Origin of the sequence: Campylobacter concisus (genome assembly GCF_902460875.1) — a bacterium.
In the GTDB taxonomy this organism is placed as follows: Bacteria; Campylobacterota; Campylobacteria; order Campylobacterales; family Campylobacteraceae; genus Campylobacter_A; species Campylobacter_A concisus_AA.
Map to the genome: position 1 here is coordinate 46,026 of NZ_CABPVR010000001.1, position 18,026 is coordinate 64,051.

At 37.7% G+C, this 18,026-nt stretch carries 21 protein-coding genes; 3 read left to right on the top strand and 18 right to left on the bottom strand.

Features of this window, described 5'->3' with window-relative positions; genetic code table 11:
* Positions 1-14 precede the first annotated feature (14 nt).
* Genes mnmA through aroQ form a run of 11 tightly spaced genes read right to left on the bottom strand, consistent with a single transcriptional unit; the run spans position 15 to position 8,865 of the window.
* Positions 15-1,037: a tRNA 2-thiouridine(34) synthase MnmA gene (mnmA, locus tag F3H01_RS00260; RefSeq protein ID WP_149724450.1), complete on the bottom strand. Its 1,023-nt coding sequence runs from the start codon at positions 1,035-1,037 to the stop codon at positions 15-17.
* A 48-nt stretch (positions 1,038-1,085) separates the two neighbouring features.
* Complete coding sequence (locus tag F3H01_RS00265; protein WP_087585564.1) at positions 1,086-1,679, bottom strand: LOG family protein; 594 nt, start codon at positions 1,677-1,679, stop codon at positions 1,086-1,088.
* Entirely contained in the window at positions 1,679-2,527 is an 849-nt protein-coding gene (fliY, locus tag F3H01_RS00270) for a flagellar motor switch protein FliY (RefSeq protein ID WP_103559377.1), read from the bottom strand. Before fliY ends, F3H01_RS00265 begins: the two co-directional genes overlap by 1 nt.
* The gene (gene fliM / locus F3H01_RS00275; protein WP_054196277.1) at positions 2,517-3,620 is read right to left on the bottom strand and encodes a flagellar motor switch protein FliM; all 1,104 of its coding nucleotides are present in this window, start codon (positions 3,618-3,620) and stop codon (positions 2,517-2,519) included. Before fliM ends, fliY begins: the two co-directional genes overlap by 11 nt.
* Complete coding sequence (locus F3H01_RS00280) at positions 3,620-4,324, bottom strand: RNA polymerase sigma factor FliA (protein ID WP_021090868.1); 705 nt, start codon at positions 4,322-4,324, stop codon at positions 3,620-3,622. Before F3H01_RS00280 ends, fliM begins: the two co-directional genes overlap by 1 nt.
* Complete coding sequence (locus F3H01_RS00285) at positions 4,296-4,640, bottom strand: hypothetical protein (protein ID WP_021090750.1); 345 nt, start codon at positions 4,638-4,640, stop codon at positions 4,296-4,298. Before F3H01_RS00285 ends, F3H01_RS00280 begins: the two co-directional genes overlap by 29 nt.
* A gap of 13 nt (positions 4,641-4,653) precedes the next feature.
* Positions 4,654-5,520, bottom strand: a complete 867-nt coding sequence (locus F3H01_RS00290; protein ID WP_149724451.1) for a P-loop NTPase — start codon at positions 5,518-5,520, stop codon at positions 4,654-4,656.
* On the bottom strand, positions 5,513-6,880 hold the full coding sequence (flhF, locus tag F3H01_RS00295) for a flagellar biosynthesis GTPase FlhF (protein ID WP_149724452.1): 1,368 nt from the start codon (positions 6,878-6,880) through the stop codon (positions 5,513-5,515). Before flhF ends, F3H01_RS00290 begins: the two co-directional genes overlap by 8 nt.
* Positions 6,881-6,890: 10 nt before the next feature.
* Positions 6,891-7,367, bottom strand: a complete 477-nt coding sequence (folK, locus tag F3H01_RS00300; protein ID WP_149724453.1) for a 2-amino-4-hydroxy-6-hydroxymethyldihydropteridine diphosphokinase — start codon at positions 7,365-7,367, stop codon at positions 6,891-6,893.
* The gene (locus tag F3H01_RS00305) at positions 7,364-8,389 is read right to left on the bottom strand and encodes an aminopeptidase P family protein (RefSeq protein ID WP_149724454.1); all 1,026 of its coding nucleotides are present in this window, start codon (positions 8,387-8,389) and stop codon (positions 7,364-7,366) included. The genes folK and F3H01_RS00305 overlap by 4 nt, the downstream gene beginning before the upstream one ends.
* Positions 8,386-8,865: a type II 3-dehydroquinate dehydratase gene (gene aroQ, locus F3H01_RS00310; protein WP_004317604.1), complete on the bottom strand. Its 480-nt coding sequence runs from the start codon at positions 8,863-8,865 to the stop codon at positions 8,386-8,388. The genes F3H01_RS00305 and aroQ overlap by 4 nt, the downstream gene beginning before the upstream one ends.
* Before the next feature lie 85 nt (positions 8,866-8,950).
* On the opposite strand from aroQ, the gene mqnF reads away from it, so the two are divergent.
* Together mqnF and sppA are read left to right on the top strand one after the other, a co-directional pair.
* Complete coding sequence (gene mqnF, locus F3H01_RS00315) at positions 8,951-10,168, top strand: aminofutalosine deaminase family hydrolase (RefSeq protein WP_149724455.1); 1,218 nt, start codon at positions 8,951-8,953, stop codon at positions 10,166-10,168.
* On the top strand, positions 10,156-11,019 hold the full coding sequence (sppA, locus tag F3H01_RS00320) for a signal peptide peptidase SppA (protein WP_149724456.1): 864 nt from the start codon (positions 10,156-10,158) through the stop codon (positions 11,017-11,019). Before mqnF ends, sppA begins: the two co-directional genes overlap by 13 nt.
* Positions 11,020-11,087: 68 nt before the next feature.
* Here sppA and F3H01_RS00325 read toward each other — a convergent pair whose 3' ends face one another.
* The 3 genes from F3H01_RS00325 to F3H01_RS00335 all read right to left on the bottom strand — a co-directional run bounded on the left by F3H01_RS00325 (position 11,088) and on the right by F3H01_RS00335 (position 12,977).
* Positions 11,088-11,978 (bottom strand): glutamate--tRNA ligase family protein, encoded by an 891-nt coding sequence (locus F3H01_RS00325; RefSeq protein ID WP_149724457.1) that lies wholly within the window; start codon positions 11,976-11,978, stop codon positions 11,088-11,090.
* The gene (gene rbp, locus F3H01_RS00330; RefSeq protein ID WP_009294719.1) at positions 11,956-12,201 is read right to left on the bottom strand and encodes an RNA-binding regulator; all 246 of its coding nucleotides are present in this window, start codon (positions 12,199-12,201) and stop codon (positions 11,956-11,958) included. Before rbp ends, F3H01_RS00325 begins: the two co-directional genes overlap by 23 nt.
* A gap of 224 nt (positions 12,202-12,425) precedes the next feature.
* On the bottom strand, positions 12,426-12,977 hold the full coding sequence (locus F3H01_RS00335; protein ID WP_149724458.1) for a DJ-1 family glyoxalase III: 552 nt from the start codon (positions 12,975-12,977) through the stop codon (positions 12,426-12,428).
* A gap of 84 nt (positions 12,978-13,061) precedes the next feature.
* Between F3H01_RS00335 and F3H01_RS00340 the strand changes: the two genes are divergently transcribed.
* A complete protein-coding gene (locus F3H01_RS00340) occupies positions 13,062-13,319 on the top strand; it encodes a SelT/SelW/SelH family (seleno)protein (protein WP_255349566.1) in 258 nt (85 codons plus the stop codon).
* Between the two features lie 342 nt (positions 13,320-13,661).
* Here F3H01_RS00340 and efp read toward each other — a convergent pair whose 3' ends face one another.
* From efp to F3H01_RS00360, 4 genes are read right to left on the bottom strand one after another with little or no spacing between them, the layout of a single operon-like run.
* Positions 13,662-14,228: an elongation factor P gene (gene efp, locus F3H01_RS00345; RefSeq protein ID WP_021090997.1), complete on the bottom strand. Its 567-nt coding sequence runs from the start codon at positions 14,226-14,228 to the stop codon at positions 13,662-13,664.
* A 19-nt stretch (positions 14,229-14,247) separates the two neighbouring features.
* Positions 14,248-15,828, bottom strand: a complete 1,581-nt coding sequence (gene serA / locus F3H01_RS00350; protein WP_223154202.1) for a phosphoglycerate dehydrogenase — start codon at positions 15,826-15,828, stop codon at positions 14,248-14,250.
* Positions 15,822-16,250: a hypothetical protein gene (locus tag F3H01_RS00355; protein WP_021090693.1), complete on the bottom strand. Its 429-nt coding sequence runs from the start codon at positions 16,248-16,250 to the stop codon at positions 15,822-15,824. The genes serA and F3H01_RS00355 overlap by 7 nt, the downstream gene beginning before the upstream one ends.
* Positions 16,251-16,309: 59 nt before the next feature.
* The gene (locus F3H01_RS00360) at positions 16,310-17,986 is read right to left on the bottom strand and encodes a 30S ribosomal protein S1 (protein WP_149724460.1); all 1,677 of its coding nucleotides are present in this window, start codon (positions 17,984-17,986) and stop codon (positions 16,310-16,312) included.
* Positions 17,987-18,026: the final 40 nt, after the last annotated feature.

The following is an 18,026-nucleotide window of genomic DNA, read 5'->3' on the forward strand; positions in this document are numbered from 1 at the left end:
ATAAAAGGCTAAAGCTAGCCTTTTATAAATCCACTTGCAATAACCTTATCACCATCATACATAACACAAAGCTGGCCTTGTGCCACACCAAGTGCATTTTGATTTAGCGTTAGTTTTGCTGTTTTATTCTCTTTATCAACCTCAACAAAAGCATCAAGTTTAGGGCTTCTATATCTTATCTTGGTTTCGCACTCAAATTTATCTTTATCTATAAATAAATTTACGTTTTCAAGCTCGACTACCTTTTGAGCCAAGTCATCTTTTGTTCCTACAACGATCTCGTTTTTATCGGCATTTATCTTTATAACAAAATGTGGCTCATGAGCACCAAAAACCTCAAAACCTCGGCGCTTGCCGATAGTATAGTGCATATAGCCTTGGTGGCGGCCGATTATTTTGCCATCTTTATCAACTACGTTTCCTGGCAAATTTGTATTGTAATGCTTATTTAAAACTTCGATATAGGTATCTTCCACAAAGCAAATTTCACTACTTTCTGCCTGCGTAGCAAATTCTTCAAGCACTTTTACACTTCTTGCAAGCTCTTTTATATCTTTTTTAAATTTATCCCCAAGCGGGAAAATAACATCTTTTAATATCTCTTTTGGCACTTGGGCTAAAAAGTAGCTTTGATCCTTGCTAGGATCTTTTGCACATGTGATAAATCCATCAATAACTTGCACATAATGCCCAGTAGCAAGCTTCTCACAGCGATTTGCCTTTGCAAAATCAAGCAACGCACCAAGCTTTATAAATTTATTGCACAAAGCACAAGGATTTGGTGTCTTGCCCTCTTTATAGAGCTTCACAAAAGGATCATAGACAAACTCATTAAATTTATCCTGCAGATCCAAAATATGCACCTTTATGCCAAGATACTCGCCTACTTTTTTTACTTTTCTGATATTTTCTTCGTGATATCCTGGCTTTTGATGTAGCATCATATAGCAACCTTGCACTTCATGACCAGCTTCTTGCAGAAATTTAGCCGTCATAGTGCTATCTACACCACCGCTCATTGCGACCATTATTTTCATATTTTTTACCTCTTTGAAATTTAAAAGGGGATATTTTATATCTTATTTTTAAATAGCCAAAATTTCATCTACAATAAGCTCTAAATCATCGGTGATTTTGTATAAATTTATATCTTCTTTTTTTATTGTTTTTTGGCTAACTAGCGTATTTTTTATAAACTCATCAAGCCCTTGCCAAAACTCGCTCCCAAAAAGAAAAATTTTTACTTTTTTGCTACCAACTTGAGCAAGTACTAAAATTTCAAAAAGTTCATCAAGAGTGCCAAAGCCACCCGGAAAGACGACAAATGCGACTGAACGATCGGTGAGTGCAAATTTTCTTGGGCTTAAATTTGAAAAGAGATATTTTGCTGTGACGTAAGGGTTTGTATTTTGTTCAAATGGAAGCCTCACATTTAGGGCTATACTTGGCGATTTTGCACTGTCAAACGCGCCCTTGTTTGCGGCTCTCATTATGCCGTCCCCGCCACCAGTTAAGATGGCATATCCTAGCTCGTTTAGCTTATAAGCTAGTTCATAAGCCTTTTTGCAGTAGAAATTTTCTTCATCAAATCTAGCCGAGCCAAAGAAGGTAACATTTTTATTTTTATATTTTAAGACGTTTGGAAAATTTAAAAGATCACTAACTAATTCATTATTCATTATTTTAACTGTTGAAGCCTCTCGCGTTTTGAGCCTATCTGAGTGATCTGAATGCCAAAGTTTCCATCGATTATGACAACTTCGCCAAGAGCTATTACCTTATCGCCGATCAAAATTTCTAGTGGATCGTTTGCTAATTGATTTAACTCGATGACTGAGCCAATATCCATGGTAAGTACATCTTTTAAAAGCATTCTTTTTGAGCCGATACGAACACGAATAGGTAACCTGACGTCCATTATAAGACCGATATTTCTCATCTCTTCAGCGCTAAAATCGCCCTTAGCTACGTGAGGAGTACTTGCTGGTGCAGCTGGTGCTTCGGTCTTAGTTGGCTCAAAAAATTTCATCAGCGAATGGTCACAAGCAAAACCGATATGCTCACTTAGATCTTCGATTTTGACATTAAATAAAAATAGCTTTTCATAAACACTAAAATCAAGCGAAGAATTTTCATCTAAAAAATTTACATTTATTACTTCAAAATTTATCTTTGGCATGCCCTTTTGAGCGCCCAAAGACGTACTAAAGGCGCTAAAAAGGTTTGAAAATATCTCCTTAGCTGCGTCAAGCTCATCATTTCCTAAATTTTCATTCTTTGAAATTTCCTCTTCGCCCATCATCCATTCGCTAATGGCACTTATTAAAACCGGAGTGCACACTATCTCTGTTTTAGCATTGATGTCGCCGCTTAAAGAGATATTGGCCATCACTACCGGCGGCTTTATGCCATTTTGCGTTGGTGCATCAAATTCATTTCTTTCACCAACCTCTGGAGCTCTGCCCGTAAGTCCTTCGATAGTAGCTTTTAATTCATTAGAAAATATATTAAAAAAATCATTCATCATCTTCGTCGTCCTCTTCTTCTTCCATTTTGCGCTCATTAGCTTCATACGCCATCAGCTTTGCTTTTCGCTCTTCTTCGTATTTTTCTAAGATATTTTTGATCTCGTCTTTATCAGAGCGTATTAATTGCTCAATCCTTATAGATTTTCTAAATCTATGAAGCCCAACTTCAGCTAAGAAAACTTCTTTTTTATCGATACAAACGATCGCCTTATCATCAGCTCCTCTATCAAGCCTTAAAATATCGCCTTCTTTTAAATTTAAAAACTCATTTACGCTGATGATCGATTTGCCAAGTATGGCTTCATATAAAATTTCTGCTCGTCCGATAAGTGTTTTTAGCTCTTTGTTTCTACTTTTTTTTGCACTTGTTTCGCCAAGCATAATGTCCCTGTTTGCAAGGCGTGAGAGTATCGGTTCAAGGTAGATGACTGGATAGCATAAATTTATCATACCGCTTGATCCGCCAACTATGATCTCCATAACGACCATGATGACGATCTCATTTTGAGAGACGATCTGTACGACATTTGGACTGCTCTCTTTGGCTTCCACATTTGGGTACATATCAGTTATCATTGACCAGCTCTCTTTTAGACGCTGCATGATCATTCTAAGCACCGCATCAAGCAAATTTACTTCAATGTCGGTTAGCTCTCTATTTGCCTCAAAATTTTCACCAGTTCCGCCAAGCAAACGATCTATCATCGGAAAAGCAATGCTTGGATTTATCTCCAAAACGCAGTTTCCATCAAGCGGTTTTATAGAAAAGACATTAAAGCTCGTTGGACTTGGCAAACTCATCAAAAATTCGCCATAAGTCATTTGATCAACACTGTGAAGTCTAATCTCGACAATACTTCTCATCACGCTAGAAATTTGACTAGCCAAATTTCTAGCAAGCTTATCATGGATGCCTTTTATCGCACGAAGCTGCTCTTTACTAACGCGGTTTGGACGCTTAAAATCATAAATAATAATCTGCTTTTGTTCGCCTTGCGATCTCTCTTCGACCTCGATATTACTCGTATCGCCATCTTCATCAACAACTTCAAGTAGCGCGTCTATCTCTTCTTGACTTAAAATATCAGCCATTAAACCCCCAAGCTACGCCTGATACGATCAAGCAAACGTTTATGAATTTGTGAAATTCTACTCTCGCTGATATTCATGATCTGGCTTATCTCTTTTAAATTTAGCTCTTCATAATAATAAAGCTGAACCAACATCTGATCTCTTTCGTCAAAATCTTTTAAAGCTTCTTCTATTTTTAAAATGAGATCCTCTCTCTCAATGCTTTTCTCGACGTCATTTTGACCAATTAGCTCCATTTGCTCGTCTATTGGCAAAATAGTGATAATACCGCTAACGCCTCTTGCCTCTCTTATCTTCTCAATATCTTCATTAAGCTTTTCGGCCAAATACTCATCGCTTGGCTCTTCTTCAAATTCATTAAAGTAGTTATCTATCTCGCTATTTATGCTCTTTACTAGCTTTCTATCGCTTCTGCTAACAACATCAAGCGTCCTTAGATAATCAAGCATGGAGCCATAAATTCTCTTTTTGCCATAACCCCAAAAAGAGTCATTTTGCTCCTTGTCATACTTCCTGCTAAGTTTTATCATCTCTTCAACGCCAATGCTTATTAGGTCATTTGTATCTATGCTTGATGGCAACCTCTCTTTAAGTCTAAACGCCATTGCACGCAGTGCTGGCATGTATTTTAAGACGATTTCGTCTTGTTCTTTTTTTATCGTGTTTTTATAAGCGTTAAGCTGCTTTTGCTTTAACTCGTGCATTTCGTTTACCAGAATCAAAATTTTCAGCAGTCATTTTTACCATAATATTTTCCATACGCTTTTCTCTAGTATTTAGCTCAGAGATGAGATAGTCTGCGATCTCTTCGTGTTTTTGTTTGTCAAAAATTTTAGTTAAAGCCCTTTTCACATCGATGTAGTTCATGATAACAATGTGAATTATAAGATAAAAAAACAAAGTAATAACTAGTGTATAAACAAGCATTTCGATAGGCTCACTCACCTTTAACAAGGTAAAAACTATACCTACAAAAAAACCACAGACCGTAAAAAATGCTATAAAATTTTCTGCACGCAAAGCTCAATCTCCATTAAAATTGTTCTATCAAACGCTTAAAGAAGCCCCCAAAGCTCCTGCTTTGCTCATCGTTAAGCACTTTTCGTTCCAACCTATAAAGTAAATTCGAAGCTATTTGTTTTATCTGAGCGCTAGGCTCAGCATAAGCAGCATCGTCTGTAAAAAGCGTTCGTTGTTTTATGCTTCTTGAAACATTCTTATCAGAAGCCACAAATCCTATAAGCTCTAAATTTAAGCTAGGCCCGATATTTGCATTAGCAACACGTTTGATATTTTCATAAATTCTAGTCGCTTCTGCTTCATTTTTTACCATATTTAAAAGCAAAAGCTCACTATTTTTAAACCTTGAGACGATCTTTATGACAGCGTATGCATCAGTTATCGCCGCAGGATCAGGCACAGTTACCACCACGACCTCATCAGCCGCTTCTAAAAACAGCTGCGTGCTACCGCCTATGCCAGCTCCGGTGTCAATGATCAAAAAATCAAGCTCATCAAGCTCGCTCGCCTCATCCAAAAACCTCTCAAATAAAAACTGATTGTTAAATTTTAAAATTTCATCACCACTCTCGCCAGGGATAAGGATCAAATTTTTATTTATAGGTATCAAGATATCTTTTAGGCTGCACTCACCTTTTAGCACGTGAAGTAAATTTTTACCCATTTTTACATTTAAGATTACATCAAGGTTTGCAAGGCCGATATCAGCATCAAAAAGCCCTACTTTGTAACCATTTTTTGATAAAACATTTGCTAAATTTGCACTTATCGTACTCTTGCCAACGCCGCCTTTACCGCTAGTAATCGCAATAAAATGCGTATTTTTACTCTTAGTTTGAGACTGGACTAAATTTTGTAATTTTTGCGCTTGATTATTCATCGCTAGCCTTTTGCTTTGTAAAGCCGTCAAACACGCACTCTACTAAAAATTCGCTCTTTGCCTCCACAAGATCATCAGGCACCTCTTGGCCCACGCTAAAGTAGCTAACTGGCGTGTTTGTTTCATATATCAGCGAAAAGACATTGCCAAAAATTTTTGTCTCATCAAATTTGGTGATTATCAGCGTGTCAATATCCAAAAATGAAAACCCATTATAAATTTCTATTAGATCTTCAACCTTTGAGCCAGCTGAGAGGACTAAATTTACATCGATCTTTGCACCGCTATGCTTTAAAAATTTATCAAGCCTTTCAAGCTTTTCTTTGTCATACTGCGAATTTCCAGTCGTATCAATAAGTATCACATCACAATAATTAAGCTGTTTGATAGCATTTTGAAAGTCATCTATCTCGATAACATCTAGAATAGGTAGCTTCATCATTTTAGCGTATTGAAATAGCTGCTCAACCGCTCCAATACGATATGTATCAAGCGTGATGATACCTGTTTTATAGCGTTTTTCATTGCCGTAAGCAAAACGAGCAGCTAGCTTTGCAAGAGTCGTCGTCTTACCAACTCCAGTTGGGCCAACTAGCATCATGATACGTTGTTTTTTATCGCTTGGCTCTTTTCTGCAAGGTAGCATATTGCGTAAAAGTGAGTAGAAATATCTCTTTACAGCAGTTGGATTGCTCTTCATCGAAACTGGTAAATTTTCAAGCGTCGTTTGCATGATAGCCTCTAAATGCTCATCTTTCATGCCGCTTTGTTTTGCGAGCTTATAGATACTAGCAAACTCCGGCGGGATCGAGAGATTATTGCGATTTGGGGCTTTCTCGTCCCAGATCATGTCAGTTATGAGCCCTATTTTTTCGCTTAGCACGCTTACTTGCTTTGCCACATCGTCTATTTTTTTATTCATACCGTTTGGTATGCTCGACTCTTTATCTTTGACGTCATCGATATTTACATTTGCGATCGTGCTTATCTCTTTTGCAGCAGCTGAGATATTTAAAAGCACGCTCTCATTTGGGTCGTAAGGCTCGGGTGATGCTGTCTTTGCCTCAAATTTAGCTGGCTCTTCTTTTATTTCAAATTTTGGCTTAGTAGGTTCATAGTTTTTATTAAATTTAGAGTAGGCATTTTCGTAATTTATGGCTTTTGTATTTGGTTTTGTGGGTTGCTTCACGTCGTCTTCTTCGACGCTTACTAAAATTTCATAAAGCGGTTTTTTATTTATCGTTTTGGCTTGAATCTGTTTTGTAGTAACTAGTATGGCCTTCTCGCCGCACGTTTCTTGAGCCTTTTTCAAAGCCTCTATAGTGCTCTCGCCTGTAAAAGTATGAAATTTTGTAGCCATTTATATCCTTTTAACCTCTCATAAGCCCTAGTGGCACGATCACGCTGAGCCTCTTACTAGCCCCTGGGTGCGGGACGATAAGGTGCGGCGTCTTATAGACTTTTTTACTAAAATACAAAATATCCAGATCAAGCGTGCGTGGCGCATTTTTAAATGTCCTGATACGCTTAAATTTACTCTCATAGTGCCCCAAAATTTTTAGCAAATTTCTAGGGCTCATAGACGTTTGTAAATTTATAACAGCGTTACTAAAATCATCCTGCGCTTCGTAGCCAAACGCCGCATTTATAAGGATTGGCGAGACTTCAACTACGTGAAAACGCCTATCTTCACTAATCGCTCTTATAAATTTATCAAACCTCTTTGCGCTATCGCCGATGTTGCCACCCATACCAACTAGCGCCTCATATTTAAACTCATCTCTTTTATGAAAAAAACTAGGGCAAAAACGGCTTTTTACGATCTTCCTTGCTCCAGCTAGCCTCATAAAATCTCGCACCCACCTTCTCTTGCGACCACCACGTCCTCGATGCGCACACCAAATTCATTTTCTAGATAAATTCCAGGCTCTATACTAAAAACCATGCCCTCTTTTATGAGCGTTTCGCTCCTTGCTGAGATAACTGGAAGCTCGTGTATATCGACACCCACGCCGTGCCCTGTCGAGTGAAAAAAGGCCTTTTCATATCCAGCCCTTGCTATCACGCTTCTTGCTGCAAGGTCTATCTCACACGCCTTAACGCCAGCTCTTGCGACCTTTATCGCAGCAGCCTGAGCCTCTTTTACGATCTCGTAAATTTCTTGCATCTTGGCGTTTTTAAATTTTTGCTCCTTTGAGAAGTTAAAATTTTCGTCAAAGCAAGCAGTTCTGGTGCGATCAGAGCAGTAACGCTTAAATTTAACCCCAGCGTCAAGTAGCAGCAAGTCACCCCTTTTTAAAATTTTATCTCCAGGCAGCGCATGCGCCTTTGCGGCGTTTTCGTTTATCGCCACGATCGGATCAAAGCTAAGACCTAGCTCGTTTTTTTGCCTAAAAATAAGCGTTGCGTTAAAATGAAGCTCTTTCTCACTCATTCCTTCGCCATTTTCAAGCACAAATTTAGCAAATTCATCAAAGCATTTCGCCCCAAATTCGCTAACCTTTTTTAAAATTCTTATCTCATCTTCACTCTTGCAAATTCTCTTTAGTCTAGAGAAATTTGCCTTTGGCTTGAAATTTATCTTAAAACCTTTGCTAAGCGCATTAAACTCACTTAGGCTTAGCTCATCTGGGTTAAAAACGAGGCTACTTGGCTTCGTTTTCCTTAAAAATGCTCTGACCTCGCTTATTAAATTTCTCTGCGCCAAAAGAACGACTACGCCTGCACTTACGCAGCTTTTTGCCTCAAAATAATACCTCGCGTCCGTGAAAAAGTATTTTACACCATCAAGGCATAGCAAAAATTCATTATCACAGCTATAGCCGCACTCGTAAAATACGGCGTTTTCGTCCTTTAAGATGAAATTCATTGTGCTTTCTGATTTGCTCTTACTGCTTTGATTTGCTCAAAAATTTGAAGCATGCCTATCATAGCCAAATGATAGCCAACTGGTCCAAAGCCCACGATCTGGCCTGCCGCAACTGGTGCGATGAGGCTTTTATGGCGGAACTCTTCTCTTCTATAAACGTTGCTGATATGCACCTCGATAACTGGTAGCGCAACCGCACTTAGAGCGTCACGGATAGCGATAGATGTGTGAGTGTAGGCAGCTGGGTTTATAATGATGCCATCAGCATCGCCCAAGCACTCTTGGATCTTATCGACTAGCTCGCCCTCAAGGTTGCTTTGAAAAAACTCGATCTCAACGTCATTTTGATCGGCAACGATCTTCATTTGAGAGTGGATATCCTCCATCTTCATAACGCCGTAAATTCCTGGCTCTCTAGCGCCAAGCATGTTGATATTTGGGCCTTGGATAACCATTATTTTTAGCTTCTTATCCATGTCACTCCTTTTTGATTAAATAGCCCAAATTATACATTTTAGTTCCTAAATTTTCGCTACAATAACAAAAATTTAAGGCTCAAATGTGGAAATTTTAAAAGCAAAAAAAATAATCACTGGCGGAGAAAATCCAAAAATTTTAAGAAATTCTTGTGTTGTCATTGATAATGATAAAATTTTAGAAATTTTAAACGAAAAAGAGGTGCAAAAGAAATTTAAAGAGGCGAAAATTTGCGACTTCGGTGACAGCGTGATTGCTCCAGCCTTTGTAAATACGCACGTTCATTTGGAGTTTAGCTCAAACGTCAGCACCCTAAAATATGGCGATTTTATAAAGTGGCTTGGCTCCATCATCGATAAAGGTGGCGAGCTAGCTAAAATGGATGCTAAAAAAGCGATAAATGAAGCTATAAATTCGCTACTAAAAAGCGGAGTTTGTGCCATTGGCGAGATATCTAGCTTTGGCTCGGAGCTTGAAATTTTAGCCACTAGCCCTTTAAAAGTCGTGCTTTTTACTGAAATTTTAGGCTCAAACGAGCGGATGGTTCAGCAAAATTTGCAAAATTTCTTAGCTAAATTTGAAAAAGCAAAGGGCTATAAAAGCCAAAATTTCACCCCAGCTATCTCGCTGCACTCACCCTACTCTGTGCACCCTAAGCTAGCCAAAGCCGCCCTTGAGATAGCCAAAAAAGACGATCTTCTTGTTAGCACGCACTTTTTAGAGAGCAAGGCTGAAAAGCAGTGGCTAGAGCGTGGTACTGGCGGCTTTAAAAAGCATCTTTTAAGATTTAGCCCAGATCCAAAGCCTATGTATGATAAAGAGGGCTATTTTGCGATGTTTCGTGAGATAAATACACTATTTACGCACTGCGTTTATGTGAGCGATTTTGCTAAATTTAAGCCCCATCACAGCGTGACACACTGCGCGGTTTCAAACAGGTTGCTTGGCAAAAAGGCGCTAAATTTAAAAGAAATTTTTAAAAACAACATTAGCCTAAACATCGGCACAGACGGACTTAGCTCAAATATCAGCCTAAATTTTTGGCATGAGCTAAGAGCTGCCCTATTTACCCACGCTAGCCTTGATCTAAATGAGCTTGCCACCAGGCTTTTTGTCGCTGCAACGCATGGGGGCGCAAAGGCACTTAGGACAAATAACGGTGAGATAAAGGCAGGACGCGCGGCTGATCTTGCCGTCTATAGCGACCTAGAGTGCGATGACAGCGAGCTAATTTTGCAGCTCATACTTTACACAAATGAAGCCAAAAAACTATATATTGGAGGCAAAATTTGCAAATTTTAAGGCTTATTTTTAGAGGAATTTTGGGAATTTTTAAATTTATCAACAACTACTTTAAGGCGCTCATATTTTTACTGATCTTATTTTTCGTATTTGCGCCAGATGGTAAGATGAAAGAGCCAAATTTAGCCCGCATCGACATCACAGGCACGATAATGGACACAAGCGAAATTTTAGATGCGCTCGAAAAAGCAAGGCTGGATAACAACATCAAAGGCGTGCTACTCTACATCGACAGCCCAGGCGGCGCGCTAAGCCCCAGCGTGGAGCTAGCTATGGCGGTCAAGCGGCTAAAAGAGAGCAAAAAAGTGCTCGCATACGCAGCTGGCAACATGGCGAGCGGCAGCTACTACGCTGGCGTAAATGCCGACACTATCGTAGCAAATCCAGGCGCTTTCATAGGCTCCATTGGCGTCATCATGCAAGGGGCAAACATCGAAAATTTAGCCAAAAATTTAGGCGTGAGCGAGCAGGTGGTGAAGGCTGGCGAGTTTAAAGAGGCTGGCACCTTTATGAGAAGCTGGAGCAAGCAGGAGCGCGAGAGCTTGCAAGGGCTCGTAAATGACGCTTATATGCTCTTTGTAAGTGACGTGGCAGAGGCTAGAAATTTAGATATCAAGAAAAAAGATGAGTGGGCAAATGCAAGGGTCTTTTTAGCTCACAATGCCCTAAAAATAGGGCTAATTGACAGCCTTGGTAGCTACATAGACGCTCAAAACGAGCTAGCTAAAATGAGCCTCGTAGATGAGCCAGTCTGGCAAGAAAAACCACAGCTCGAAAAGATAATGGAGAAATTTGCAAAGCAAGGCATAAACTCGCTTTTTAGTGCATTTTTTGAGACAAAGCTTAGATAATTTTTCAAAAATTTATAAATTTAAGCATCAAACAATAGACTAAGAGAGTTTTAAATAAATTCTTTTAGTCAAGTCAAATGCCAAAATTTTGCAATATTTTTTAGCTTAAACTCATAAAGTAGATTTTGGATTTTGTCTGCTGATTTTATATCTAAACCAAGATCATTTGCTAATATTTTGTAATAAATTTGCGGGCTATCTTTTAGATTAATTGGTGGTGATTTTGAGCTTTTTGAGAGCTTTTTGCCATCTTTTAAAAGTAGCTTATGATGAATAAAATTAGCATTAAAAAATCCAAAATTTAGCCTTTTCGCAAGGTATCTTTGAGCTAGCGTGCAAGCCTTTAAATCCTCACCTCTAACAACCAAATTTATACCCATATCCTCGTCATCTATCACGCTTGCAAAGTTGTAAGCAGGAGTAAAATCTTTTTTGTAAATCACAAAATCGCCCATTTGCTCTGCCACAAGCTTACCAAGAGGATCGCCCTCATCCACACTTAGTCTAATGGCGGTCTTGTCTTTTATAAATTTTAGATTTTTATTTTTACAAATTTTAGTGTAAATGCCGTTTTTATAGGCATTCTTTGTGGTCCTTGAACACTCACAGATATAAATTTCATCTAGTTTTTCAAGTACATCTTCGTATCTTTTAGCTCTTACTTTAAAGCTAAAATTACGTTCAAAGTCACTTACGCTAATTGGCCCTTTATCATATTCAAGCCCCAAAAATTCTAAAACATCAAAGATATTTTGAACAAATTCTTGTCGGTATCTACTAAGATCATAATCATCGATACGCAAGTACAAAACGCCATTTGACGAACGTGTCAAAAGATAAGTTAGGATGAAGTTATAAGCATTGCCAGCATGCAAAAACCCACTAGGCGTAGGAGCTATACGGGATGCTATGCCACCATTTGGTGGCAAATAGTCATTAATCTCTTGGTCTAGCCTCATTTACCCTTAAAGTACGTCCGCCTAGTTCTTTTTCATTTAATGCGTCTATAGCTTTTTGCCCCTCATTTGCATCGTCCATTTCAACAAAGCCAAAGCCTTTTGAGCGATCAGTTTCTCTATCTTTTACTATTTTTGCTCGCCTTACTTCGCCAAATTGCGCAAAGGCTTCCTTTAATTCTGCCTCTGTCGTTCTATACGACAAATTTCCTACATAAATATTCACAGGAGTGTTCCTTAAAAAAATTACCGATTTATTCGGTTAGTGTGATAATAGCTAATTTTCGTCAAAAAGATGTAAAAAATCAAAAAATTTATTACACTTTTCTGAAAAATATTCTTAAAAGCTACAAAGTCGTATATATAGAGTTTTTACAACTATCACTAAACAAAATTTAACCTTAAGTTTAAAAAAAATAATTAAATAAAAAATTATTTTATCTTTATAAGCTATTTATAAAGTAAATCATTCTTTACTTTAAGATATGCTTCATCACCAAGTAAATTTTTAACTATAAAAAGTGCAAATTCCATTGAAAATGCAGGACCTTTTGCTGTAATAATATTTTGATCCATCAATACACTCTTGCCGTTATCATAGCCCTTTTTATCACTTCTTACATTTTCTTCAAATCCTGGATAACAAACAAAATGATCTTTTAGCACACCAGCACTCTCAAGCACCATAGGAGCAGCACAAATGGCACAAATAAGCTTATTGCTTTTATCAAAATTTTGCAAAATTGCTTTGAGCCTTGTATCGTTTGCTAGATTGCTAGCTCCTGGAAGTCCCCCAGGAAGGACGATCGCATCGTAGTCTAGCTCTTTCATCTCGCGAAGTGTCACATCGGCTTTTACGCATATATTGTGACACCCTTTGATGTTTACGTCATTTAGCCCAACAATAGAAGCTATCGCTCCAGCTCTACGTAAAACATCAACAGAAGTTAGCGCTTCTATCTCCTCAAATCCTTCAGCTAAAATCACAGCAACTTTTTTCATAAATTTATCCTTTACAATAATATGTTTTATTTGTTAAGTAAAATTCTATATAATGTTGGCTTATTTCACAAGAAAGGACAGAGCATGCAAGTAAAAATTATTTACTGCAACTCTTGAAACTATCGTCCGGTAGCTTCTCGTGTAGAAGATGAAATAAAAGCGAACTTTAGTGATGCAAGAGTCGAAAAGGTTATAGGTGATGGTGGAAATTTCATCGTCGAGGTTGATGGAGATGTTATATTTTCTAAGAAAGATCGTATCGGAAATGATGAAGCGAGATTTCCTCACGGTGAAGAGATCACAACTCTTATAAACAAATATCTTAAAGAAAAGTCGGCTTAATGCTAGCTACCGAGACGGGAAACCGTCTCGTTTTTCCCTATTTTTGACTTACGGTTCTACTATCCTAATATAAAAATTTTATAGTTAAAACATTTACTTATCTCGCTCAGAATTTTCATTATTTTATATATTTTTTTGATTTTTGAAGATTTTATGAGCTGATATTTGGCTATATTTGATTTTTATAGAGTATAAAAATTTTTGTGCATTCTATGCTAGTGCTACTTGAAATTTTACAATATACGAAATGAAGTTTTTTTGCTAAAGCCAATACTTTTTAAATAGTGACTTTAGCTAAGCATTAGGCTTACTAAACGTTTTAGTAAGAAAGATTAAACTGCATTATTTATTCGCACGCTCGATATACTCGCCGCGAACAGTATCCACACGGATAACTTCGCCTTCAAGTACGTGAAATGGTATCTGAACTACCGCACCACTCTCAAGAGTAGCTGGCTTTTTACCACCTTGCGTATCACCCTTGAAATTTGGTGGAGTCTCAACTATCTTTAGCTCAACTACTTGCGGTACTTCAACGCCGATTGCATTGCCATTGTGAAATAAAATTTCAACCATCATGCCATCGATCATCCATTTTTTTACATCACCCACATCCTCATCGCTAATAGCAACTTGTTCATAAGTAACCGTATCCATAAATTGACAATACTCACCATCATCATAAAGATACTGCATCTCTTTTTCTTCAAGATGTGGTTGCTCGCATTTATCGCCTGCGTGAAAAGTCTTTTCGAGCACTTTTCCGTCGATAAAAGATTTGATTTTCGCACGAACAAAAGCTGCACCTTTGCCCGGTTTAACGTGTTGATATTCTACGATTTTATAAGGAACGCCATCGATCTCGATCTTTAGTCCCTTTTTTAGATCGCCCATTGAATATGAAGCCATTTTTTATCCTTTCAAAATTTTATATAACTGCGTATTGAGCCCAAACGCAAGCTTCAAGTGCGTTTAGTCTCTCTAACGTTTCTGCTTTTATATGTTCATCAACCAAAATGACAGCAAGTGCCATATTGTGATCATCTCTGCCAAGACGGAAGTCTGCGATATTGATCTTTTCATCAGCTAAAATTTTACTAATCTGAGCAATAACGCCTGGCACATCATGGTTTTTAAAGATAATCATCTTGCCTTTTGGTTTAAAGTCGGTCTTAAAACCATTTATCGTTACGATGCGTTGCTGATTTTCACCAAATACCGTTCCACCAACGGTTACAATGCCATTTTCGGTAGTTAAGCGAACGGTAATTTTATTTTTAAAAATACTATCTCCGCCAAGACTAGTTTCAGTCACTATACCTTTTTCATCGCATAAAAATTTAGCATTTACATAATTTATCGCATCACCAAGACTCTCTTTTAAAGCACCTACGATTGCAAAAGTTAGCATTGAATTTGCATATTCGCTAATCTGACCGTGAGTCTCGATACGAATGGCCTTGATAACGCTTTTATTTATCTGTGCAGCAAGAAATGCCATCTTGCTTGTAAGATCGATATAAGGTTCAACAAATGGCGGTAGATCTTCTGTTTTTATGGGTAAATTTAACGCATTTGGATAGCTTATACCGCGAGCTGCTAAAATAGCTTGTTCGACTGCCTCAACTGCGATATTTCGCTGTGATTCAAGCGTATTTGCTCCAAGGTGTGGGGTGACGCTTACATTGTTTAGATCAAGAAGTGGATGATCAGTTGCTGGCTCTCTTGTGAAAACATCAATACCGGCAAATGCTATCTTGCCACTTTTTAGTCCTTCATAAAGCGCTTCTTCGTTATAAAGACCACCTCTAGCGCAGTTTATAAGTCTTACGCCATCTTTCATTTTTGCGATCTCTTTAGCGCCTATCATATTGGTCGTCTCTTTAGTTTTTGGTGTATGTATCGTGATAAAATCACATGCTAAAATATCATCAAAATTTTTAGTATAAGTACCGCCCATATCGATAACTTTAGATGGATCAATATATGGATCATAAGCGATGATCTCCATACCAAAAGCTTTTGCACGAACAGCTACTCTCGAGCCAATATTGCCAAAGCCGATCACGCCAAGCTTTTTCTTAAAAAGTTCAACCCCATACCATTTCTCACGCTTCCAAATTCTATCTAGCTTTAGATCATTATGAGCGTATTCAAGAGATCTAGCTGAAGCTAGCATATGCGCCATTGTTAGCTCAACTGCAGCAATAGTGTTTGCAGTTGGAACGTTCATAGCTATTATGCCACGCCTTGAGCATCCTTCTATATCGACATTATCTACACCAACACCAGCTCTAACGATAGCTTTTAGTTTTTTACCAGCGTTTAAAAAGGCCTCGTTTACTTCAGTTGAGCTTCTTGTTATAGCAACATCAGCCTCGCCTAAAATTTTTAAAAGTTCATCTTTGGGAGTATTAACTGCGTCTATTACGTTTATATCTTGCTCTTTTTTTAAAAGTTCAAAACCTACTGGATGTATTGCATCGCAAACAATGATAGTTTTCATAATTTTACCTCTCTCACACTTGAGTGGATATCATAAACTCTTAGTTCTAAAATGATATTTTGTAGAAGTTTAGAGTCTTGAGTATTTAAAAATATCTGGCTTTTTGCACCATCTTTTACAACAGTAAAATCGACCTCGCTTTTTCTTAAAGTCTGCATCAAACAAAACATTGAATAGATATCATTTTTATCTATCAAAAGCTCATATGCAGTAATCTTTGGTTTTTCTATTTTGGGTCGGTTGTATTCTATAAAAATTTCATTTACAGGCAGCACATAATCTCTTTTTCTAATAGTTGCTAGCTCACTCATCCAGTTAATATTGCTGGTTGTATTTTTGGTTAAATTTTGCTCATTTGTGATATTTTCTTCAGGTATTTGACTGAAATTTACACTTGCAAATTTAACAAGAGAAATTCCAACCAAACCCAATATTACAAATAGCAGGACAACTACTAATAAAAGTACGTGTCTGCCCATTTAAACTAAAGTAATTGTTCTTTTATAATGTCGCCAAGTGTTACTTTATCATCGTTATCATTGATCTCATTTAACACTTCACGCTCTTTTTGTTTTGCTAAACGGCGTATGCTTAGGCGAATTCTATTTTTCTTCTCATCGATAAATGCGATAGCTGCTTCGATCTCATCGCCGATCTTAAGTGTACTAACATCTACACTACCTAGATCTTCTTTGCGGATCAACGCATCAACGTTATCACCAAGCTCTACAAACACGCCAAAGTCTTTAATGTCGCGAATTGTTCCTTTTACGATATCGCCTACATTAAATTTATCAGCAAATGCTTGAACTGGACTTTGTTTTAGATCTTTTAGGCTGAGTGAAACTTTTTGTTCAGCGCTGTCGATTTTGATGATCTTTACTTCAAGCTCGTCGCCAGCTTTAAACATGTCTTTGCATTTATCGTTTCTATCCCAAGATGCATCTTCATTGTGCAATAAGCCTTCAACGCAACCCACTCTAACAAATGCACCAAAATTTGTGATAGTTGTCACAACGCCTTTTACTACGTCACCCTCTTTAAATTTAGCTTTAAACTCATCAAATGGCTTTGGAAGTAAATTTTTAAGGCTTACTCTTAGGCGGTGTCCTTTTGCATCTATCTCGATAACCTCAACATCAATCTCTTGACCTTCATTGATGTGATCTTTTGGATTTTTGATATTTTTGTCCCATGAAATTTCAGATATATGTAAAAATCCTTCAATATCATTTCCAAGATCAACAAATGCGCCATAAGGCTCGATATTGCTAACTGTAACTTTGATAGTGTCACCAACTTCTAGCCCATCATTTATGATCTCTTCCCAAGGATCTGGAGTAGCTGCCTTGATAGATAAAGACAAGTGGCGTTTTTCGTTGTCATAGCTGATAACTTTAACTAAAACTTTATCACCTTCTTTATATAGTGAGCTAGGGTTTACTGGGCCTTTATAGCTTATCTCGCTGTAGTGAACGAGTCCATCTACGCCGCCAACATCAACAAACATACCATAAGTTGTGATTTTTTTAACTGTGCCCTCTATAACGCTATCATTTTCTACTATGCTTGACAGAGCTTCTTTACGTTTTTTGCGATCATCGTCTAAAATTTTCTTTCTAGAGACAACTATGCTATTTTCTTCTTTATCAATTTTTATAACTCTTACTTTATATGTTTTACCAATTACGCCTTCAGCGTTTTTAAAGCCACTGTGAGTTTTTGGTAAGAAAAATTCCACACCATTTACATCTTGAGTTATAAAGCCACCTTTATTTTTTCCAACTACTTTTACGTCGATTTCGCCAGAATTTTCAGGATCGTAAGCTTCGATGAAAGCTTTAACTTTCTCTTTTCTAAGTGCTTTTTTGTGCGACACTATAGGTCTTCCATTTCTTGATCCAGTTATTACAACTTTGATCGTATCGCCAACTTTATGCGTCAGGTTGCCGTTTGCGTCAGTGATCTCAGAAACATTTAAAATGCCTTCTGACTTCTTGCCAACGTCGATTAAAACCTCATCGCCATTGATACTGACGATCTTTGCGTCACTATCTTCTTCAGTCTTTTTAAAAGACTCCTCTAACATCGCAGCAAAATCGATATCTTCGATATCTTCGTCTTTTGCTTTTCCTAATTGAACACTTTTGTTCACAGCCATCTTGATCCTTTAAATTTTATTATGCCAGTAGAGGCAAATT